This window comes from Sphingomonas sp. BGYR3 (assembly GCF_025153455.1).
Taxonomy (GTDB): Bacteria; Pseudomonadota; Alphaproteobacteria; order Sphingomonadales; family Sphingomonadaceae; genus Sphingomonas.
The window spans coordinates 374275-396044 of record NZ_JANZNT010000002.1 but is presented as its reverse complement, the minus strand read 5'-3'; the positions used below and the strand labels follow the sequence as shown (position 1 = coordinate 396044).

The window sequence follows — 21770 nt, the reverse complement described above, 5'->3', positions numbered from 1 at the left end:
GCGCATTCGACATGACCGACCGTTCCGAAACCGAAACCGTTGCCTTTGACGTGATCGACGGCATTGCGTGGGTGCGGTTCAACCGGCCCGAAAAGCGCAACTGCATGAGCCCCAAGCTCAACCGCCAGATGATGCGCGTGCTCGACGAGCTGGAATATCGCGACGATGTGGGCGTGCTTGTCCTGTCGGGCGAAGGGACGGCGTGGTCGGCGGGCATGGACCTGAAGGAATATTTCCGGGAGAACGAGGCCAAGGGCCTGGGCGCGACGCGCGGTGCGCAGCGCGAGGCCTATGGCTGGTGGCGGCGCCTGCGCTGGTATCACAAGCCGACCATCGCGATGATCAACGGCTGGTGCTTTGGCGGCGGATACGGCCCGCTGTTCGGATGCGATCTGGCATTCGCGGCCGAAGAGGCGACGTTCGGCCTGTCGGAAATCAACTGGGGCATCCTGCCCGGCGGCGGCGCGTCCAAGGTGATCGTCGAGCTAACCGGATTTCGCCGCGCCATGTATCACGCGATGATGGGCGAGAATATCGACGGCAAGACCGCCGCCGAATGGGGCCTGGTGAACGAGGCGGTGCCGCTGGCCACCCTGCGCGACCGGGTGGAACAGGTGGCCAAGGTGCTGCTGGAGAAGAACCCTGTCGCGTTGAAGGCGACGAAGGACGCGATCCGGCGCGTGCGCGAAATGACGTACGACAATGCCGAGGATTACCTGATCCGCGCGCAGGAAGCGGCCAATTTCTTTGACAATGATGGCCGCAAGCAGGGCATCAAGCAGTTCATCGACGACAAGACGTACAAGCCCGGCCTGGGCGCGTATGACAAGTCCAAGCAGAACGTCTGACCGGGTTTCGGGGGAACGCACCATCATGGCAACCGACACGCGATCCGCGCCCGCAGCGGTGTCCGCCGAGCTCAATCGCCTGTTGTCGCCGCGGTCCGTGGCGATCGTCGGTGCGTCGGAAAAGCCGGGCGCGCTGGGCGCGTCGGTGCTGGCCAATCTGGAGCGCAACGGGTTTTCGGGCGACATCCACCTGATCAACCCCAAGCGCGCGGAAATCGGCGGGCGGCCGTGCCTGCCGTCGATCGATGCGTTGCCGGTGGGGGTGGATGCGGCCGTGCTGGCCATTCCCCGTGCCGGGGTGATGGACGCGATCCGGGCGCTGGCAGCGCGCGGATGCGGTGCGGCGGTGGTGTTTTCCGCCGGATTTGCCGAGGGCGGCGAGCAGGGACTGGCCGATCAGCGCGAAATCGGACGGATCGCGGCCGAAGCCGGGATGGTGATCGAGGGGCCGAATTGCCTGGGCCTGGTCAATCACGCCGCGCGCATCCCGCTGACCTTCGTTGAAACGCTGTTGCCCGCGCCGGGTGCTGGTGCGGGCGTCGGCATCGTGTCGCAATCGGGCGCGATGGCGGCCGTGCTGGGCACCATGCTGATGGGCCGGACCATGCACCTGACGCTGTCGGTATCGACGGGGAACGAGGCGGCGAGCGGCGTCGAGGATTATGTCGAGCATCTGATCGCCGATCCGGCGACGCAGGTGATCGCCCTGATCGTCGAACAGTTCCGCCAGCCGCAGCGGTTCCTGGCCGCAGCGCGGGCGGCGCGCGTGGCGGGCAAGCGGATCGTGCTGCTGCATCCCGGCAAGTCGAGCGCGGCGCGCGAAAGCGCGGCCACGCATACCGGGGCCATGGCGGGCGATTATGCGCTGATGCGGGCGATGGTCGAGCGCGCGGGCGTGGTGTTTGCCGAAACGCTGGAGGAACTGGGCGACATTGCCGAGATCGCGTCGCGATGCCCCGCCCTGCCCGCTGGCGGCACGGCCGTGCTGGGCGAATCCGGCGCGTTCAAGGCGCTGACGCTTGACCTGTGCGAAGAATTGTCGGTGCCGCTGCCGGCGCTGGACGATGGCAATGCGCCGCTGGTGCGCGCGGCGATGCCGGACTTTGTCGCGGTCAGCAATCCGCTGGACATCACCGCCCAGGGGCTGGTCGAACCGGACATTTATTACCGCCTGATCAAGGCGTTGCATGAGGATGACCGCTTTGGCTGCATCGTCGCCGGGATCATCCAGACGGACGACAAGACGACCGCCATCAAACTGCCGCCGATCCTGCGCGCGGTCAGCGAACTGACCCTGACCAAGCCGCTGATCTATGCCGGGCTGGACGAGGGCGCGTCGATCAGCGCGGCCGACAGCGATGCGCTGCGCGCGGCGGGCGTGCCGGTATTCCCCAGCAGCGAGCGGGTGTTCCGCGCCATTGCCCGGCTGAACGCGCTGACCGCCCGCGACGTGGCGGAACGGCCGGAACACGCGCGGGCCATCGACCTGTCCGGCGCACACGGGGTGGTGCCCGAATATCGTGCCAAGCAGCTGCTGGCCCCGGTCGGCATCCCGTTTCCGCAGGGCGGCATGGCCCGATCCGCCGATGAGGCGGTCGCCGTGGCCGACCGCATCGGTTATCCGGTTGCGATCAAGGCGCAGTCGGCGGCGCTGAGCCACAAGAGCGATGCGGGCGGCGTCATCCTGAACCTGGCCAATGCCGATGCGGTCCGCGCGGCATGGGACAGCCTGTATGCCAATGTCGCCGCCTATGACGCGGGCATCGTGCTGGACGGCGCGCTGATCGAGGGGATGGGCAAGCGCGGGCTGGAACTGATCATCGGGGCAAAGCGCGACGCCGATTGGGGCCCGGTGGTGCTGGTCGGCTTTGGCGGCGTGACCGCCGAAATCCTGAAGGACGTGCGCCTGATCACGCCGGACATGACGCAGGCGGCGATCATCGCCGAACTGGGCCGGTTGAAAAGCGCCGCGCTGCTCCATGGCTATCGCGGATCGCCCGCACTGGATGTGGCAGCGGTCGCGCAGATGGTCGTGGCGCTGATGGACGTGCTGATCGGCACGCCGGCCATCCGCGAGGTCGATCTGAACCCCGTGATCGTCCATCCGCAGGGCGAGGGCGTCGTCGCGCTGGACGCGCTGATGCTGGTCGATCCACACGGCTGAGCGACTGTAATTTGGCCGGACGGCAAAAGCCGCCGGACGTTCTGAGAGGGACAGAGGATGCGCAACGATCCGGCAGGCATCATCGATCAAGGCGAAATGTCGCCGTTTCAGTGGAGCATCGTCGGCTCGATGATCGCACTGAACGCGCTGGACGGGTTCGATGTCATGTCGATCAGCTTTGCCTCACCCGGCATCGCCGCCGACTGGCGGATCGATCGGGCGGCGCTGGGCATCGTGCTGTCGATGGAACTGGTCGGCATGGCGATCGGGTCGCTGTTGCTGGGCCAGATTGCCGACCGGGCGGGACGACGGCCGACGATCATCGGCTGTCTGATGCTGATGACGGTCGGGATGCTGGGCGCGGCATCGGCGGACGGCGTCCTGATCCTGTCCGCCTGGCGCGTGATGACGGGGCTGGGCATTGGCGGGATGCTGGCGGCGACCAATGCGGCGGTGGCAGAGGCGGCGAATGCGCGGCAGCGGTCGCTGGCCGTGGTGCTGATGGCGGGCGGATATCCGGTCGGCACGATCGTCGGCGGCCTGGTGGCGGCGCAACTGCTGACGCATTTCGACTGGCGCGCGGTATTCCTGTTCGGGGCGAGCTGGTCTGCCCTGATGATCCCGGTCACGCTGTGGCGGGTGCCGGAATCGGTCGCGTTCCTGGCGATGAAGCGGCCGGCGGGTGCGCTGACGCGGATCAACGCGACGCTGGCGCGGATGGGCCATGCGGCCATCGATGCCCTGCCCGATGCCCCCGCGATCCGGGCCAAGGTGCCGCTGTCGCAGCTGTTCCAGCCGGCGATGATCGCCACCACCGTTGCGCTGACCATCGCGTATCTGGCGCATATCATGACGTTCTACTTCATCCTGAAATGGATCCCGAAGATCGTCGTGGACATGGGTTTTCCACCGCCGGAAGCCGCCGGCGTGCTGGTGTGGGCCAGCATCGGCGGGGCGACGGGGTCGCTGGCGCTTGGCCTGTTGACGGCGCGGCTGCCGCTGTTCCGGCTGACCATCGGTGCGATGGTGCTGTCGACCGGGCTGGTGATCCTGTTCGGCAGCGGTCAGACCAGCCTGGCCGCGCTGTCGGTCGTGGCGGCGGTGGCGGGGTTTGCGACCAATGCGGGCGTAGTCGGGCTGTACGCCCTGATCGCGCAATGTTTCGGAACGGACCTGCGCGGGACGGCGACGGGGTTCATCATCGGCGTCGGACGGGGCGGATCGGCGATGGCCCCCGCATTGGCCGGCATCCTGTTTGCCGCCGGATACGGGTTGCAGGCGGTGGCGATCGCCATGGCGCTGGGGTCGGTGGTCGCTGCGATTGCCCTGATCCTACTCGCCCGGCACCGCGCGCGCGGCTGAACCGGGCGGGGTTCAGGCGGCAAGTTCCTCGTGCGGGAGTAGTTCGGTGTCGATCTGCGCCTGCGCCGCCGCCGGATAGCGAGCGCCGCGCACCGCACCCGGCGCGAAGATCGCGTCGATCCGCGCCATCGCTCCCGGGTCGAGCCTGACCGACAGCCCGCCGAGCAGATCGTCCAGATGGGTGATGCTGCGCGTGCCGGGAATGGGCACGATGTGCGGCGCGCGCGCCAGTACCCAGGCGATGGCCAGCTGACCCGGCGTGCAGTCGTGTTCGGCCGCCAGCCGGTCCCATGCCGCCACGGCCGCCAGGTTGTGACGCAGATTGTCGCCGGTAAAGCGCGGCAATGTCAGGCGAAGGTCGCCCGGCGCATAATCGTCGGAACGGACGGCCCCGGCCAGCAAGCCCCGGCACACCGGCGAAAAGGCGACGAAGCCGATGCCGAGTTCGGCACAGGCATCCAGGACCGCGACGTCGGGATTGCGGACGATGGGCGAATATTCGCTCTGAACAGCCGCGACTGGATGCACGGCATGAGCGCGGCGGATCGTCGCGGCGCTCATTTCGGAGAGGCCGATGCTGCCGATCTTGCCCGCCTCTACCGCCCGGACGAGCGCGCCTACCGAATCCTCGATCGGCACGCGCGCATCGAGGCGGTGGAGGTAATATAGGTCGATATGATCGGTGTTCAGCCGCCCGAGCGCCCGGTCCAGACAGGCGGTGATCGCCGCCGGCGAACCGTCCAGCCCCCGTTTGCCATCCACGCTGTCGAGCACGCATTTGCTGGCGAGCACATAGTCGGCCCGGCGGTGCCCGACCGCGCGGCCGATCAGTTCCTCATTCGCGCCAAAGCCGTACAGCGCGGCAGTATCCAGCAGGGTGATACCGCGATCCAGCGCATGGTTGAGCAGGCGCACCGCCGCCGCCTCGTCCGGTTTTTCGCCATAGGCGTGGCTGAGGTTCATGCAGCCAAGGCCGATTGCCGAAACGGCAAGCGGACCGAGGGCGCGGGCGGGCAGCGGGGGTGCGGGGATCATGACGACCTGATGCCCCGATTCAGCGCATCGCCTCAAGCTGTTGTTCCAGCTGATGCAGCACGCGGTAACAGGGCATGACCTGCGCCACGCTGGCATTGGGTTCGCGCCCCTCGCGGATCGCGGCGACGAATTCGCGGTCCTGAAGCTCGATCCCGTTGGTCGAAACCGTGACGCCGGTCAGGTCGATCGGCTCTTCCTTGCCGGTGACCAGATCGTCGTAGCGGGCGATATAGGTGCCGGTATCGCCGATATAGCGGAAGAAGGTGCCGAGCGGCCCGTCATTGTTGAAGCTGAGCGACAGGGTGCAGATCGCACCGCTTTCGCTTTTCAGCTGGATCGACATGTCCATGGCGATGCCCAGTTCGGGATGATGCGGCCCTTCAATCGCGTTGGCCGCCACGATCGGCCCGGCCTGATAGGCGAACAGATCCACGGTATGCGCGGCATGATGCCACAGCAGATGGTCGGTCCAGCTGCGCGGTTCCCCCTTGGCATTCATGTTCTTGCGGCGGAAGAAATAGGTCTGCACGTCCATCTGCTGGATGTTCAGTTCGCCCGCGACGATCCGGTTGTGCACATATTGGTGGCTGGGGTTGAAGCGGCGGGTGTGGCCGACCATCGCGACCAGCCCGGTTTCCTGCGCCTTGGCCAGCACCGCCTCGCCATCCGCCAGGCTGTCGCACAACGGGATTTCCACCTGCACATGCTTGCCGGCATCCAGGCATTGCAGCGCCTGTTCGGCGTGCATCTGTGTCGGGGTACACAGGATCACCGCATCCAGTCCCGGCTGTTCCAGCGCATCGGCCAGATCGGTACAGGCATGGGGGATGCCATATTTGTCGGCCACGGCCCGGGTCGGCTCCAGCCGCCGGCCGACGACGGAGATGACCTCTACCCCGTCGATCAGTTTCAGCCCATCCAGATGCTTTTCGCCGAACGCGCCGGCACCCGCGAGTGCGATCTTCATGTCATTCTCCCAATCATTCAGGGGCAGCACCGGGTGCGGTGCGTGCGTCCTTTATTCGGCGGCCAGGCTCTGCCAGTTGCTGCCGGTCATGTCGTACCCCTCGCCATTGTCGGGGCGCAGCACGACATGGCCGATGGCGGTATTGCTGCACGGCACATGATAATGGCGGTGCAGCAAGGCGGTGCGCCGGCCCAGCGCGCCGCGCATGATCAGCCACATCACCATCTCGATCCCCTCACTGCCCGTTTCGCGCAGATATTCGATATGCGGGATGCGGCGCAGATGGTCGCTGTCGCCGATCAGGCCGTCGATGAACCGGTTGTCCCATTCGGCGTTGATCAGGCCGGCGCGCGGGCCCTGAAGCTGGTGGCTCATGCCGCCGGTGCCCCACAGCTGCACGTTCAGATCCTCAGGAAAGCTGGCCACCGCACGGGCGATCGCCTCACCCAGCGCCCAGCAGCGGTTGCCCGACGGCGGCGGATAGGTGACGACGTTGACGGCCAGCGGAATGACCTTGCACGGCCATTCGGGCACATCGCCGAACATCATCGACAGGGGGACGGTCAGCCCGTGATCGACGTCCATCTCGTTGATGATGGTCATGTCGAATTCGTCGAGGATCAGGCTTTGCGCGATATGCCATGCAAGGTCGGGATGGCCGTGCACATCGGGCACCTTGCGCGGCCCCCACCCCTCGTCCGCGGGCGCGTACCGTTCGCCGCAGCCGATGGCGAAGGTCGGGATGATCTTCATGTCGAAGGCGCTGGCATGATCGTTATAGACGAGGATCACGACATCGGGCTTTTCCGCCCGTTCCCATTGCCGGGTCCAGTCATAGCCCGAAAAGATCGGCGTGAAATACTCGTCGCGGTCCTTGCCGAAATCATGGGCGACGCCCAGCAGCGGCACATGGCTGGTCGCGACGCCGGCGGTAATGCGGGCCATTTACCTGCCCTCCTTTTTTGAACGCAGACCGTCGGGCGATCGGCCGCCGGCCATCATCATCGCCTGATATTCCTCAACCGACACGCCGGTCATGGTGCTGACCGCCTGAACGAAGCTGAGGCCGTCGGTCGAGAAGATTTTGGACAGGAAATAGATGTTGCCGCCCAGATCGAGCAGACGGTTGTAATCGCGCGCCAGCACCGCTTCGCGCTGTTCGTCGGTCAGCGGCCATTCGGCGAGATAGGCGGCTTCATCCGCCTTCCACCGTTCGCGGTTTTCCGGCTTCATCAGGCTCATTGCGAACTGGTTGAGATGATACCCCTTTCGCGCCCGCGCCGCGGTGAACACGCGCGTGCCGGGAATATCCTCGAACTCGTCGAGATAGGCGTGGATGTCTGACGCGTCGGTCATGCCGCTCCCTCCTGCTCGCGGATCAGGCGGGCGATGATCTGCCGCGCGCGCACGCCGCCCTGGTCGATGTTGTAGGCCATGACCTTGAGGTCGGGATTGGCGGCGATCGACCGCTGCTGCGCCTCCAGCACCTCGCGGTCCTCGGCGAACACCCCGCCCTGCTGCTGCTTGAAGCGGGCGGTGAAGCCGGGATCGTCGATGTCGAAGCTGCGCGCCATGCCCCAGAAATAGTGCATGGTGGTTTCGGTTTCGGGCGTCATGCAATCGACGACCATGCCGCGCACCCCCTGATCATGCCGTTCCAGCGTCGCGCCCGCGCCGACCGGGGCCACGCCGACGTCGATCATCACGCTGGACGGGGGCACGAATTCGCAGATCTGCCAGCGGTCGACCGGCCCGTCCTGCTTCAGCGCATTGCGCCAGAAGGGCGGCGCATCGATGCCGGGCATCCACCGCGCGACATAGGCCCGGTTGCCCTCGACATAGGCGTTGATCGGCGCCTCCATCAATTCGGGCTGGCCGATCGATCCGGCATGGACATGGGTTTCGTGCGTCAGGTCCATCAGATTGTCGATCATCAGCCGGTAATCGGCCGCGACAGGATAATAGCCGCCGTCGAACGTCCATCCCGGCGTCGAACAGGGCCACAGGTCGGGGATCAGCGCCGGATCAGCCTTTTCCCGATCGCCGATCCAGACCCAGACGAACCGGTGCCGTTCGGCAACGACATAGGATTCGGCGCAGATGCGTTTGTTCACCGGATCGTTCCGCATCGGCATTTCCTGCGCCACGCCGTCGGGACCGAGTTTCAGCCCGTGATAGCGGCAGCGGATCGAATCCCCCTCGCGCAGGCCCATCGACAGCGGGAGCAGCCGGTGCGGACACGCATCGCGCAGGGCGACGACGCTGCGGTCAAGCTTGCGATACAGCGCCATGGGGATGCCGCAGATGGTGCGGGCAAGCGGCTGCCGGTCGATTTCATAATCCCAGCCCGCGACATACCAGGCATTGGTGATCCAGCTGGTCACAGCCCGCGCTCCTTCAGCAGCGTATCGAGCCGGGGAAAGACGCGCCGGGCATTGCCTTCAAAAATCGCGTGGCGTTCCGCATCGCTGATGTCGAGCGCGTCGACATAGCGTTTGGTGTCGTCGAAATAATGGCCTGTGGTCGGATCGATACCCCGCACCGCGCCCACCATCTCGCTGCCGAACAGGATGTTCTTGTTGTCGATCACATCGGCCAGCAGGTTGATGCCCGGCTGATGATAGACACAGGTGTCGAAGAAGATGTTGTTCATCAGATGCGTGTCGAGGGCCGGCTTTTTCAGCATGTCGGCAAGGCCGCGATAGCGCCCCCAATGATAGGGCACCGCGCCGCCGCCATGCGGGATGATGAAGCGCAGCGTGGGGAAATCGGCGAACAGGTCGCCCTCCAGCAGCTGCATGAAGGCAATCGTATCCGCCGCGATGTAATAGCCGCCGGTGGCGTGCATCGCCGGATTGCAGCTGCCCGACACATGGATCATCGCCGGGACGTCCAGCTCGACCATCTTTTCATAGAACGGGTACCAGTACCGGTCGGTCAGCGGCGGATGGGTGAAGTGACCGCCGCCCGGATCGGGATTGAGGTTGCAGCCGATAAAGCCAAGCTGCGTCACGCAGCGTTCCAGCTCGGCAATGCTGCCCGCCATATCGGCCTTTGGCGACTGGGGCAGCATGCACACCCCGGCAAAGGTTTCGGGGAACAGGCCGACCACGCGCGCGATCAGATCGTTGCAGCGCCGCGCCCATTCGACGGCCACGCCCTCATCCCCCACATGCGGCGCCATGGCGGAGGCGCGCGGGGAAAAGATGGTGAGGTCCGCCCCGCGTTCCTTGATCAGGCGCAGCTGGTTCGCCTCGATCGTCTGAACAATTTCGTCGTCGGAAATGTCGGGATAGGGGGGGCATGGCGTTCCGGCCTTGAACGCGGCCTTTTGTTCCTCGCGCCAGGCGTCATGCGCCTTGGGCAGGACGGTATAATGGCCATGGCAATCGATGATCAGCGTCATGCCGCTTCCCTTGTTGATGCGTTTCGGATCGCCGCCAGCTTGGCCGACAGGCCGTCGGGCGGCGTCAGCCCGAGCGATCCCAGTTCGCGTTGCCGCGCAATCGTGCCGCGCGTCATCGCCGGGTCCACGCCCAGCGATTCAAGCGTCAGCACCACTTCCTCCATCTCGGCCGCACGGCGCAGGCCATGGGCGAGCATCCGGTCGAGATTATAGTCGAACCGGTCGGCCCAGGACTGTTCGCGCCAGCTTGCGTCGAGCGAGGCGATGACCGCATCGGCCACCCCGGCCGCGGCCGCCGCGCGGATACATTCGGCGGACAGCGCCTCAATCCCCTTGACCATGACGGACCGGATCATCTTGATCGCGGATGCGTCACCGATCGCCGGTCCGGCCACGCTGACATGGGTGAACCCCGCATCCGTCATCAGCCGCGCCGCATCCGCCGCATGAGCGCCGGCCAGCAGCAGCGGCACCCCATGCCGCGCGGGATACACCGGCGACATGACGGCAACATCGACATAGCGTCCACCCGCTCCGTCGATGATCGCCCCCGCCGCACGCTTTGTGTCGGGGGCAACGCTGTTCATGTCGAGCCAGAGCGTGCCGGGCGGCAATAGCGGCGCAAAGGCGCGGGCCGCAGCCACCGCCTGATCCGCGGTGACCAGCGACAGGACGGCCGATGCCCCGGTCGACAGATCGGCGCGCGCCGCCACGCCGGTGACCTGAGCGGCGGCATAGGCGGCATGCTGCGCATCCCGGGTGGCGGCACTTTCCGTCCGGATATCGAACGCGCGATCGCCCGGCCGGGAAAAGGCTAGCCCGGCTTCACCAAAACCGACAAAGGCAAGGGGACCAGTCATGCGGCCACGGGGTATCGCCGGGCACGACCCCGCCGCCAATCCAATTGGCTCAACCCCTATCCAATATGCTGAACCATTGTCGATTTCGCTGCCTGATGCAGGGCGTCGACGAACCGTGCCTGGGTTCGGCTGGGCTGCCATCCGGCGCGCATCGTGATGCCGATGGTGCGGCGCGTGCCGGTCAGTTCCGGCCCGATACGGGCAAGCACCCCGGCCCCCACCTCCAGCGCGACCTGATCGGGCGACAACAGGGTCAGGAAATCGCTGCGGGTCAACAGGCCGCGAATGACCATCACCGATCCACATTCGACCGGCACGGCGGGTTCGGCGCCGTTGAACAGCGCCCGCCAATGCGCGCGCAGCGGGGTGCCCGGCGGCCCGACGATCCATTGCTGGCCGGCCAGCGTCGCCAGCGTTGCCGCCTGACCCTGTAACGGGTGCCCGGCACGGCCGAAAATCGCCAGCTGATCGGTGGCAAGGGCCACCTGTACCACGCCGGGCGGCGGCGGATCGCGCAGCGCCCCGACCATCAGGTCGATTACCCCGTCGAGCAACGGATCGATCAGGTCGCGCCACGACCCCTCTGTCACATCGACCACGGATCGGGGATCGGCGGCAAGAAACCGGGCGAGCGCATCGGGCAGCAATTGCGCGCGGGACAGCGGCATGGCCCCCACCGCGACGCGGCCGCCATCGCTGTCGTCGCCCCGCGCCTCTGCAATGCCGGCAGCGATTTCGGCCGCCGCCAGCCGGACGCCGCGGCCCAGCGCCCGCCCGGCGGCGGTCAGGACGACGCCCCTACCCCGCCGTTCGACCAGAGGCTTTCCGCAAATCTGCTCAAGCTCACGCACCGCGCGGTGGATGCCCGGCTGTGACAGGCCGGATGCGGCGGCCGCCCCGGCAAAGCTTTGCGCATCGGCAAAGTGGCGAAAGGCATCGAGCTGAGTCGCGGTCATCAGCCATTCGGGCCGGGCAAAGCCGCGCTGCCCCGCCCGCCCCGGTCGCGGCGAACTGGCCGACAGACAGTCGAACGCCCGTGCCGCACGCCCGGCCAGCACCCGGCCCGCATCGGTTGGCGTCATGCCGCCGGAATGGCGTTCGAACAGCGCGACGCCCAGCAACCGTTCCATCTTGCCCAGCCCCTGGGTCAGGGCGGGTTGCGAGATGCCCGCCGCCTCTGCCGCGCGATTGAGGCTGCCCAGCCGGACGACATGTTCAAGCGCGCGCAGGTGACGCAGATTGAGGGCGAACGGGCTGATCATTGCAGCGCGAATATCAAAAACTTATCACTCGTGCGCAAGTATGGATTTGCCAGTCGAGCCGAACCCGCGCGAACGCAGGGGGATCGGATACCGGAGAGCAGCGCCCATGAACGTCGTCGTCCAGAATATCGAACGTGCAGACCAAGCCGTGATCGACGGGCTGGCCCATGCCGGCGTTGCGACGGTGCATGAGGCGCAGGGCCGGATCGGACTGCTGGCCCATTACATGCGCCCCATCTATCCCGGCGCGCGGATCGCGGGCAGCGCGGTCACCATCTCCTCCCCCCCCGGAGACAACTGGATGGTGCATGTCGCCATCGAACAGTTGAAGGCGGGCGACATCCTGGTGCTGGCGCCGACCAGTCCGTGCGTCGATGGCTATTTCGGCGACCTGCTGGCGACCAGCGCGATGGCGCGGGGCTGTCGCGGGCTGGTGATCGACGCTGGCGTGCGCGACGTGCGCGACCTGACCCAGATGGGCTTTCCCGTCTGGTCCAGGGCGGTGTTCGCGCAAGGGACGGTCAAGAATACGCTGGGCAGCGTCAATGTGCCGATCGTATGCGCCGGGGCGGCGATCCAGCCGGGCGATGTGATCGTTGCCGATGACGACGGGGTCTGCGTGGTCAAGCGGGCCGATGCGGCCGATGTGCTGGCCAAGGCGCAGGCGCGCGAGGCGGCAGAGGAAGCCAAGCGGGTGCGGCTGGCGGCGGGCGAGCTGGGCCTCGACATCTATGACATGCGGCCCCGGCTGGAGCAGATGGGCCTTACCTATGTCTGACGCGATGATCGGCGTGCCGTGCATGTGGATGCGCGGCGGATCGTCCAAGGGCGGCTATTTCCTGAAGGACGACCTGCCCGCCGATACCGCCGCGCGCGACGCGTTCCTGCTGCGCGTCATGGGATCGCCCGATCCGCGCCAGATCGACGGCATGGGCGGGGCCGACCCGCTGACCAGCAAGGTCGCCGTGGTCAGCAAATCCGCGCGGCCCGGGGTCGATGTCGATTACCTGTTCCTGCAGGTGTTCGTCGATCAGGCCATCGTGACCGACGCGCAGAATTGCGGCAATATCCTGGCCGGGATCGGCCCGTTCGCCATCGAGCGCGGGCTGGTGGAGGCCAGGGACGGGGAAACCCGCGTCGCCATCCATATGGAGAATACGGGCCAGGTTGCGGTGGCGACGGTGCAGACGCCCGGCGGTACGGTCACCTATACCGGCGATGCCGCGATCAGCGGCGTGCCGGGGACTGCCGCGCCAGTGCCGCTGGCGTTCCGCGATACGGCGGGGTCATCGTGCGGCGCGCTGCTGCCCACGGGCAATGGCGTCGACACCATCGACGGCGTTGCGGTGACGATGATCGACAATGGCATGCCGTGCGTCGTCATTGCCGCCGCCGATATGGGCATCACCGGGTATGAGGACCGCGAGACGCTGGACGCCGATGCCGCGATGAAGGCGCGGGTGGAGGCGATCCGGCTGAAGGCCGGGCCGATGATGAACCTGGGCGATGTTGCGGAGAAATCGGTGCCCAAGATGATGCTGGTCGCACCGCCGCGCGATGGCGGGGCGATTGCCGTCCGATCGCTGATCCCGCACCGGGTCCATGCGTCCATCGGCGTGCTGGGCGCGGTCAGTGTGGCAACGGCGTGCCTGATCCCCGGATCGCCGGCGGCGGCGGCGGCCAATGTGCCGCAGGGTCGCCAGCTGACACTGGGCGTCGAACACCCCACGGGCGTGACGGAATGTGTTGTTACGCTGGATGAAGCGGGCCAGCCGGTCGAGGCGGGCATGTTGCGCACCGCGCGCAAATTGATGGACGGAGTGGTATTCGGATGAGCACGACCGACGAACAGGGCCGCGTCCGCAGCTGGACGCTGGAGCCGTCCCGCCCCCGCTTTACCCCGCCGCCAGGCGCGGTCGATGCGCATTGCCATGTGTTCGGCCCGATGGCCCAGTTCCCGTTCAGTGCCAAGGCGAAGTATCTGCCGCAGGATGCCGGGCCGGACATGCTGTTCGCGCTGCGTGAGCGGCTGGGCTTTGCCCGCAACGTCATCGTGCAGGCGAGCTGTCACGGGACGGACAATCGCGCGACGCTGAACGGCATCGCCGTGTCGGGCGGCACCTGTCGCGGCGTGGCGGTGGTCGATCCGGCGATCAGCGATGCGGAGCTGGATGCCCTGCACGACGGGGGCATCCGGGGCGTGCGCTTCAATTTCCTGAAACGGCTGGTCGATGACGCGCCCAAGGACAAGTTCCTGGATGTGGCGCACCGGATCGCCCGGCTGGGCTGGCACGTCGTCGTGTATTTCGAGGCGGACATATTGGAGGAAATGAAGCCGTTCCTTGCCGCCATCCCCGTGCCCATCGTCATCGACCATATGGGGCGGCCGGACGTGCGGCAGGGGCCGGACGGACCGGACATGACGGCGTTTCGCGCGCTGCTCGACAGCCGCGAAGATATCTGGACGAAAGTGACCTGCCCCGACCGGCTGGATCCGGCCGGCCCGCCCTATACCGATTTCGTGGCGGCCGTGCGGCCATTGGTGGAACGCTATCCCGACCGGGTGTTATGGGGCACCGACTGGCCGCACCCCAATATGGAGACGGTGCTGCCCGACGACGGCGCGCTGGTGGAGGTAATCCCGCAGATCGCGCCGACGGCAGAGCTGCAGCACAAGCTGCTCGTCGCCAATCCGATGCGGCTGTACTGGCCGGAGGAAGCGTAACGCACCCCGCCGCCGCGGTCATCCTCGACGATCGGCCGTTATCCGATCCTAGGTGATCCGGGGGCGGTCGACCCCCGGATCGGTGCAGCGATCAGGGCTGGCCGGGAACGGCGTTGACCGTGAAGGAACGCTGCATCCGTTCGACATCCGCCTGCAGGCCGGTGAAATGTTCGAACGCGCGCGCAGCCTGGCGAACGACCATGCCGCTGCCATCCAGCGTGGCGCAGCCCCGCGCCCGCGCCGCGCCCAGAAGTTCCGTTTCCAGGGGGACGTAGACGACGTCCGCAACCCAGTGGTGCGGTTGCAACAGATCGGTGTCGAGTGCGCTGCCCGGATGACCGGTCATGCCGATCGGGGTCGCGTTGACCACGCCGTCCGCCCTGGCAATCGCGTCGGTCAATTCCGTGCCGACATGGGCACGATCCGCGCCAAAGCTGTCGTTCAGGCGGACGACCAGTTCGCTGGCGCGGGATTGGTCGACGTCGAAGATCGCAAGGCGTTTGATGCCAAGCCCCAGCAGCGCATTGCCGGTTGCCGCGCCGGCGCCCCCTGCCCCGAACTGCAGGGCGAAATCGCGCGGGGCGTCGGGGAGTTTCGTCCGGAAGCTGTCGGCAAAGCCGGTGGCATCGGTGTTGTAGCCGGTTCGGCGACCGTCATGGAAGGTGACGGTGTTGACCGCGCCGATGGCTCTGGCTTCGTCCGATAGCTCATCGAGCAGCGGGATCACCGCCTGTTTATAGGGAAAGGTGACATTGACTCCGGCAAAACCGGCACGCTGCAGGGAATCGAGCAGCGCAGGCAGATCAGCCTCTGTCCATCCGGCGCTGGCAAAATCGAACAGCTGATAGACCAGCCGCACGCCGTGCGCGTCGCCTTCCTGTTCGTGCAGCCATGGGGAACGCGACTTCTGGATGTTGCGCCCCACAAGACCGGTCAGAAAACGCTGCGAACTGTGTGTGCGCGCCATGTACACTCAATCATCCTTTGGTCCGTCGATCATTGCCAGTCCGGGCCGGACGTGATGCCGGCCCGGATCGTTCATTCGTTCAGAAGTTAAGCCGCACGCCGACATAGAAGGACCGGCCGACGACATCGTACGTCCCCGGATCGGTGCCGTTCTGCGAACTGGCCACGAACGGGATGTCGCGATCGAACAGGTTGGTCACGCCCCAGCGGAACTGGGCCGTTTCCGTCACGTCGATCGTCCCGAACAGGTCGAACAGGTGATAGGCCGGCACGCCCACCTGCGCCGCATTGGGCGTGGTGACCGAGCTGATATCCTCCTGCGACCCCTGATAGCGCCAGCGCACGCCAACGCCCATCACGTCGGAATCATACCCGACGGTCGTCAGCGCCTTCCATGTCGGCAACGGCCGTCCGGGCGTGCTGGTCCCCGCGAAATCCTGCGCCGCCTGCCCGGCCAGCGTCTGGACGAGATAGCGGTTGAGCCAGCTGACCGCCGTATTCGCATAGATGCGGCCCGACCCGGAGGCGATGCCCGCATCCGCCAGTTTCAGCGACCAGCCCAGCTGAACGTCGATGCCGTCGGTGTCCAGCGCACCAAGGTTCAGATAGGGCTGCGAAATCGCGATCAGCGACCCGGTGGGGTCACGCTGGATCAACTGGCAGAATTCGTTGCTGTTCGCATAGCTGGGGTTCGAACCGTCGAGATTGTAGCATTTCGACAGGACGGTCAGCCCGTTGATGGTCGAGATCACGTTGCGGATCTTGATGTTGTAATAATCGACCGACAGCGACAGGCCGGACAGCCAGGGCGACGAAAAGCCCGGATTGAACACCGCACCGACATTGTAGGTATCGGCATTTTCGGGGGTCAGATTGGGGTTGCCCTCAATATTCCCGCCCGTGGCGGTCGTTGCGAACTGATAGGCATCGACGGCCGCAGCCGGGATCCCCTGCGCCAGACACAGCGCGCGCACCTGCGTTCCGTTGGGGCCGGTGCGGGCCGTCGACCGGACGTCGCAGGGATCGCCGATCGCAACCGGCGGCGTGCCGATCGCCAGCTGAGTACCGGTGACCGGAGCGAACAATTCGCCGATGTTCGGGGCGCGAACGGCCCGCTGATAGCTGCCGCGGATGAGCAGCGGATCGAACGGACGCCAGCGGGCATCGAATTCATAGCTGCTGACGCCGCCCGACGGATCGTAGTCCGAATAGCGATAGGCCGCACCGACGCCGAGTTCCTGGAAGAACGGCGTATCCTTGAGCAACGGCACGTCGATCTGGGCGGCGAATTCCCGGACGCTGATGTCGCCCCGCGCCGGGTTTGCGCCGACCACGGATTCGATGTTGTTGGACACCAGATCGGGGCTGGGATCGTAGCGATACGTGTTCTTGCGATACCCGCCGAGCAGCGCGAGCTGAACCGGGCCGGCGGGCAGATTGAACAGCGGGCCGTTCAACTGTGCCTGGGCCTGGGTCTGGGTCAGCCGTTCGGTATTGGTGATCGTGGCCGTGATATAGCTGCGGCACGCATCCGACAGGCTGAGCGCATTGTTGATACCGAACGGATTGAAGCCGCCGGCGCAGATCGAATTGCCGCCATCGGCCGCGTTCAGCAGCGTTTGGACGCGGCTTTTCAGAACGGCATTGAAGTTCTGCTGATCGTGGACGCTTTCGTCATAGGCGACGAAGGCGTCGAATTTCCAGTCGCCGGTGATCGTGCCCTTCAGGCCGCCGACATATTGCTGGACATTGTAGTTTTCGAACCAGCCCTTGTCCGGCACGCCGATGTAGCGCGCGCTCCAGCGGAACGGCGCGGCGGCGTTGGTGCGCGATGCGAGCAGCGTCCTGAGGTCGGCGGGAATGAACGGGTTGGTGACGGGGATGGTCGTGAACGGCGCGAACTGCGTCAGGCTGCCGCCGCTTTCGGTCGTCACGGTCGTGTCGACATACAGGAACTGCAGATAGCCGGTGATATCGCCGGTCAGGTCATATTCCGCCTTGGCATAGGCGGACTTGCGTTCGAACCCGTTCAGGATCTGAAGCTGCGGGCCGACCGGCATGCGGACATTGCCGCCGACCACCGCATAGGCGCCGGAGGTCGGCCCCTTGTAATTCAGTGCGCCCGTCTGAACGAACAGCGTTCCGTCATTGTTGAACCCCAGGTTCAGCGTCCGGTTGATCGTGTTGTTGATGCCGTAGCGGGTGAAAATGCCGCTGAGCGCCGCCTGGGACGGCAGGTTCAGCGCATCCGGCACAAAGGCGCCGGTGCCGATGAACGACGACGGCACCTTGTCAGCGAACACATCGCGATCGGCGCCCGACAGGGGATCGCGCGTGGCATAGCTGAATGCCGCCATGAACCGGCCGCGGTCGCCGCCAAACTTGCCGCCCAGCGCCAGCGAGGCGTTGAACGTCAGATAATCGCCGCGGAAGCTGTTGCCGATCTGCATATCGGCGCGAACGCCATCGAAATAGCGATCCGTCTTGAAATTGACGACACCCGACATGGCGTCGGAACCATAGATGGCAGATGCGCCGCCGGTGATGACGTCGATATTGCCGACGATCGATTCCGGGATGATGTTGATGTCGACATTGCCGCTGATGTCCGAAATCGGCAGGCGACGCCCGTCGAGCAGCACGAGGTTGCGGTTCGACCCCAGGCCGCGCAGGTTCAGCGTCGCGCGGCCGCCGCCGCCCTGACCGCCGGTCCCGGCGTTACCCGCCGGGGTGAAGCCGGGCAGCTGGCTGAGCGCGGATTCCAGGTTGATCTGGCCGCTTTGCTGAACCAGTTCCTCGGAAACCGACAGGATCGGGCTGACCGACACATTGTTGGGGCGCGCGACGAGCGAACCGGTGACGACGATATCGTCATCCCGGTCGTCCTCCGCGCTGGCGGCGTCCTGCGCTTCGGGTGCAGCCGCATCCTGCGCGAATGCCGGCATCGCGATGACCGACGCCAGCGTCAGGATCGACCCGCCGATCAATCTGGAAATCTTGACCTTCATTTTCCTCATCCTCCCATTATCTGATTTATCACTAACCAGTTCGTACATTTTTTATCATTCTTGTGCCCGGGGGCGTTTGGCTTAGTCGAGTTCGACCCGCTTCACGTCCCCGACCACGAAAACATAGGCAAACGCCCCGATCAGCGCCAACACGCCGATCAACGCGAGTGCGCCATAGAAACTGCCCGTCTGATCCACGATGATGCCCACCGCGATCGGCGTGACGATCCCCGCCAGATTGGCGCACAGATTGAACAGCCCGCCGGTCAGCCCGACAAACTGGCGCGGCGCGACGTCCGAAATCAGCGTCCAGCCCAGATTGACCATGCCCTGCCCGAAAAAGGCGATCGACATGATCGCGATGACGGCGGTGTTCGATTCCACGAAGTTCGCCCCGATGATGGTCGACGCCAGCAACAGGCCGCCCACGATGGGCAGCTTTCGTCCGATATTCGCGGAACCGGTGATGCGAATGAGCCGATCCGAAATCTGCCCGCCGAGCAGCACCCCGACGGAAGCCGCGATATAGGGCAGGACGGCGAATGTGCCGGATTTCAGCCAGTCCATGCCCCGTTCGGTTGCAAGATAGGTCGGAAACCATGTCAGAAAGAACACGAGGGTCGCGTTGCCGCAGAACTGGCCGATCGATGCACCAAGGATCTGCCGACGCGACAGCAGGCGACGGACATTGGCCCAGGTGAACGGAGCAGCGGGGCCGGCCGGAACCGCCAGGCCGCCGCCTTCGCGGATCAGGTCCAGTTCCGCCTGGTTCACCCGGTCGCTATCCTGTGGATCGCGATACCGGGCGTACATGAACAGGCCGAAAAACACGCCGATCGCCCCGGCGGCGATGAACAGGGCGCGCCAGCCAAAGCTGCCCACCACCCAGAACAGCACGGGGCTGAAAAAGGCGAGGCCCGCATATTGGCCGACGGCATAGACGGAATTGGCCCGGGCGCGCTCCGATTGGGGGAACCAGGACGACAGGATCCGGCTATTGCACGGGAAACAGGGCGCTTCGGCAACGCCAAGCGCGAGCCGGAAGCCGAAGAGCATGGCGATATTGCCGGCAATGCCATGGAGGATGGTGAACACGCTCCACAAGATCAGCGATCCGGCATAGGTGATCCGCGTGCCCAGCCGATCCAGCGCGATCCCGCCCGGAATCTGCGCCGCCGCATAAGTCCATGAAAATGCGGAGAAGATGAACCCCATCATCGCGGGCGAGATCTGGAGTTCCTGAGTCATCGCCGGGGCCGCGACGCCCATCACCGCGCGGTCGAGATAGTTGAGCAACGTCGCCACGCTGATCAGGCCGAGCACGCCCAGTCGGACACGAGTTGACTTCATCGCCGGGACCGTTGCGTCCATCAGCGCCGCCCCATCGACAGGACAGAACAACATGCGCGGCATGGTGCCATCAGCAGCAAACCCCTCCCAATATCGCCGGCATTGATCCGATCATCGCCGGACTAGCATCAGCTATCCGGCATAGCAACAGAAATGTACTAACTAGTTCATACCATCCATCGCCCGAACGGCGATGCGGTCGGATTGATAGGATCCCAGCCACAGCTGCCCATCGGCAATCCATGCGGCCGAAACGCCGTTGAACACCGGATCCGGCTCGCCATAGGCCACAAGCGTGAATTGCCGCGTGGCGGGGTCAAGGGCAGCCACGGTCCAGCCGCGATGGCACACCATGCCGTCCGCCATCCCGTCGACGATCCGGCGCGGCCCGCCACAGGCCGGCTCGTCACGCACCATGCCCGCCGCGATCAGCCGGCCGCCCTGCATCCGGATATTGTCCGGCATGAATTCCGGCGCGGTGACCCGCCACAGCGGCTGGCGCGTGTCGCTGCGGTCAAAAGCGACGATTTCGCGCGTGCCGAAGGACACGACATAGAAACTGCGGCCATCGAGCGATGTTTCGATGCCGTTATTGCCCTGTAACGCGGTGCCGGGCAGTTCGCGAAACTGCTGGTCCCCCGGCCGCCGTTCCAGCACGATCCCGGTCGTCTGGCCGCGGACAAAATCGGTGATCGTCGTGCCCGGCCGGGTCAGCACAGTGACCAACAGCGTGCCGTCCGGGGCCGTCGCCACACTGTTGCCGACATGATCCGCGGGCAGCCTCATGCATCCGCGCCAGACGATGCGCGGCCACGCGGTGACCGATCCGTACAGGATGTCGAACCGCTCGATCGCCTCTCGCTGACCATGGGCGACGACGTGCAGCACCGCCCTGCCCGGCCCGGCGGCACGGATGGACAGGCCGCGGGTGGTGAAGGTCGCCGCATCCGGCGGCGTGGTACAATCGGTGAGCTGGGGATCGCGGTCCACCTGATCCGCCGCGCCGGTGAACCATGGCCGCGCCACCGGATCGCGCCGATCGATCAGTTTAAGCCCGGCGCCTTCGCTGAAGCCGCTGGCCACCAGCCATGGCGAACCCGGTATGCCGACCAGATCCTCTGGCTTGGCAGCATCACAGACGAACCGGAAACTGCGCGTCGGGGGACAGGCGACCGCCGCTTCGCCGGATGCCCGGGTGACCGGCGGTACCGGATCGGCGGCCACGCAGCCGCCCAGGGTGACGAGGAGAAGGGAAAGCCGGGCCGCGACCTGCATCATGTCACGCGATAGACGCGGATGCGGACCGATGGTTTTGGCGCGTCGTCCGGTGCGGGGCCGAGCGTGGAGATGAAAAGCGCCTGATTCAGCCATTCATGCGGGCCTTCCGGCACTTCGAATACCGGTGCGGCGCGAAGATAGCGGGTCGAAACACCGGGCACGCGGCTGTTGGTCAGGCCGACGTTGCGCACATGAATGTACGTGCCGTCGTCGGCCCGCATCATGTAATCCGCCTCGATAACCGTCCAGTTGTCCCCCCGCTGCAACTGCCAGTCGGCACCGCCGGCAAGCACGGTGCCACGGATGCGCGGCCCGGCAAAGGTGCCCCCGGTAATGTCGATGCGGCGGCGAATGCCGCGCGGACTGCGCCCGATTTCGACCGTCGGCTTCAGCGTGACGATCGCTTCATATTCGAATGTCAGGCCCGGGAGATCTTCGGCCATTGCCAGTGTCCTTCCGTTCGACGGGCCATGCGCCGCCAGCAGCGCCGCGCCGCCAGCGGTCATCGCGGCCCGGCGGGTGAGTTCGCGCCCAGCCAC

General features: G+C 65.9%; 19 protein-coding genes. 6 read left to right on the top strand and 13 right to left on the bottom strand.

Annotated features, from left to right (window positions below):
* Nucleotides 1-11: 11 nt before the first annotated feature.
* Genes NYR55_RS13795 through NYR55_RS13785 form a run of 3 tightly spaced genes read left to right on the top strand, consistent with a single transcriptional unit; the run spans nucleotide 12 to nucleotide 4374 of the window.
* A complete protein-coding gene (locus NYR55_RS13795; protein WP_260022121.1) occupies nucleotides 12-848 on the top strand; it encodes a p-hydroxycinnamoyl CoA hydratase/lyase in 837 nt (278 codons plus the stop codon).
* Between the two features lie 25 nt (nucleotides 849-873).
* Nucleotides 874-3012 (top strand): acetate--CoA ligase family protein, encoded by a 2139-nt coding sequence (locus tag NYR55_RS13790; RefSeq protein ID WP_260022120.1) that lies wholly within the window; start codon nucleotides 874-876, stop codon nucleotides 3010-3012.
* A 57-nt stretch (nucleotides 3013-3069) separates the two neighbouring features.
* Entirely contained in the window at nucleotides 3070-4374 is a 1305-nt protein-coding gene (locus NYR55_RS13785; RefSeq protein WP_260022119.1) for an MFS transporter, read from the top strand.
* A gap of 12 nt (nucleotides 4375-4386) precedes the next feature.
* On the opposite strand, the gene NYR55_RS13780 is transcribed toward NYR55_RS13785, so the two are convergent.
* From NYR55_RS13780 to NYR55_RS13745, 8 genes are read right to left on the bottom strand one after another with little or no spacing between them, the layout of a single operon-like run.
* Nucleotides 4387-5409, bottom strand: coding sequence for an aldo/keto reductase (locus NYR55_RS13780; protein WP_260022117.1), 1023 nt, complete (start codon nucleotides 5407-5409; stop codon nucleotides 4387-4389).
* Between the two features lie 19 nt (nucleotides 5410-5428).
* Nucleotides 5429-6376 carry a Gfo/Idh/MocA family oxidoreductase gene (locus NYR55_RS13775; RefSeq protein ID WP_260022115.1) on the bottom strand — a complete coding sequence of 316 codons (948 nt, stop codon included), beginning with the start codon at nucleotides 6374-6376 and terminating at the stop codon, nucleotides 5429-5431.
* A 51-nt stretch (nucleotides 6377-6427) separates the two neighbouring features.
* Nucleotides 6428-7321: a class III extradiol dioxygenase subunit beta gene (locus NYR55_RS13770; protein WP_260022113.1), complete on the bottom strand. Its 894-nt coding sequence runs from the start codon at nucleotides 7319-7321 to the stop codon at nucleotides 6428-6430.
* Entirely contained in the window at nucleotides 7322-7732 is a 411-nt protein-coding gene (gene ligA / locus NYR55_RS13765) for a protocatechuate 4,5-dioxygenase subunit alpha (RefSeq protein ID WP_260022111.1), read from the bottom strand. It lies immediately after the preceding gene.
* The gene (locus NYR55_RS13760; RefSeq protein WP_260022110.1) at nucleotides 7729-8760 is read right to left on the bottom strand and encodes an aromatic ring-hydroxylating dioxygenase subunit alpha; all 1032 of its coding nucleotides are present in this window, start codon (nucleotides 8758-8760) and stop codon (nucleotides 7729-7731) included. Before NYR55_RS13760 ends, ligA begins: the two co-directional genes overlap by 4 nt.
* Nucleotides 8757-9782, bottom strand: coding sequence for an amidohydrolase family protein (locus NYR55_RS13755; RefSeq protein WP_260022109.1), 1026 nt, complete (start codon nucleotides 9780-9782; stop codon nucleotides 8757-8759). Before NYR55_RS13755 ends, NYR55_RS13760 begins: the two co-directional genes overlap by 4 nt.
* Nucleotides 9779-10642 (bottom strand): NAD(P)-dependent oxidoreductase, encoded by an 864-nt coding sequence (locus tag NYR55_RS13750; RefSeq protein ID WP_260022108.1) that lies wholly within the window; start codon nucleotides 10640-10642, stop codon nucleotides 9779-9781. The genes NYR55_RS13755 and NYR55_RS13750 overlap by 4 nt, the downstream gene beginning before the upstream one ends.
* Before the next feature lie 56 nt (nucleotides 10643-10698).
* Nucleotides 10699-11904 carry a LysR family transcriptional regulator gene (locus tag NYR55_RS13745; RefSeq protein ID WP_260022107.1) on the bottom strand — a complete coding sequence of 402 codons (1206 nt, stop codon included), beginning with the start codon at nucleotides 11902-11904 and terminating at the stop codon, nucleotides 10699-10701.
* A 106-nt stretch (nucleotides 11905-12010) separates the two neighbouring features.
* On the opposite strand from NYR55_RS13745, the gene ligK reads away from it, so the two are divergent.
* Genes ligK through NYR55_RS13730 form a run of 3 tightly spaced genes read left to right on the top strand, consistent with a single transcriptional unit; the run spans nucleotide 12011 to nucleotide 14629 of the window.
* Nucleotides 12011-12682, top strand: a complete 672-nt coding sequence (ligK, locus tag NYR55_RS13740) for a 4-carboxy-4-hydroxy-2-oxoadipate aldolase/oxaloacetate decarboxylase (protein ID WP_260022106.1) — start codon at nucleotides 12011-12013, stop codon at nucleotides 12680-12682.
* Nucleotides 12675-13739 carry a 4-oxalomesaconate tautomerase gene (locus NYR55_RS13735; RefSeq protein WP_260022105.1) on the top strand — a complete coding sequence of 355 codons (1065 nt, stop codon included), beginning with the start codon at nucleotides 12675-12677 and terminating at the stop codon, nucleotides 13737-13739. The genes ligK and NYR55_RS13735 overlap by 8 nt, the downstream gene beginning before the upstream one ends.
* Entirely contained in the window at nucleotides 13736-14629 is an 894-nt protein-coding gene (locus NYR55_RS13730) for an amidohydrolase family protein (protein WP_260022104.1), read from the top strand. Before NYR55_RS13735 ends, NYR55_RS13730 begins: the two co-directional genes overlap by 4 nt.
* 91 nt (nucleotides 14630-14720) lie before the next feature.
* On the opposite strand, the gene NYR55_RS13725 is transcribed toward NYR55_RS13730, so the two are convergent.
* The 5 genes from NYR55_RS13725 to NYR55_RS13705 all read right to left on the bottom strand — a co-directional run bounded on the left by NYR55_RS13725 (nucleotide 14721) and on the right by NYR55_RS13705 (nucleotide 21770).
* On the bottom strand, nucleotides 14721-15596 hold the full coding sequence (locus tag NYR55_RS13725; protein ID WP_260022103.1) for a shikimate dehydrogenase: 876 nt from the start codon (nucleotides 15594-15596) through the stop codon (nucleotides 14721-14723).
* A 79-nt stretch (nucleotides 15597-15675) separates the two neighbouring features.
* Nucleotides 15676-18603: a TonB-dependent receptor gene (locus NYR55_RS13720; RefSeq protein WP_260022101.1), complete on the bottom strand. Its 2928-nt coding sequence runs from the start codon at nucleotides 18601-18603 to the stop codon at nucleotides 15676-15678.
* An 81-nt stretch (nucleotides 18604-18684) separates the two neighbouring features.
* On the bottom strand, nucleotides 18685-19974 hold the full coding sequence (locus NYR55_RS13715; protein ID WP_260022099.1) for an MFS transporter: 1290 nt from the start codon (nucleotides 19972-19974) through the stop codon (nucleotides 18685-18687).
* A gap of 141 nt (nucleotides 19975-20115) precedes the next feature.
* Nucleotides 20116-21228: a hypothetical protein gene (locus NYR55_RS13710; RefSeq protein ID WP_260022097.1), complete on the bottom strand. Its 1113-nt coding sequence runs from the start codon at nucleotides 21226-21228 to the stop codon at nucleotides 20116-20118.
* A complete protein-coding gene (locus NYR55_RS13705) occupies nucleotides 21228-21770 on the bottom strand; it encodes a DUF3237 domain-containing protein (protein WP_260022096.1) in 543 nt (180 codons plus the stop codon). Before NYR55_RS13705 ends, NYR55_RS13710 begins: the two co-directional genes overlap by 1 nt.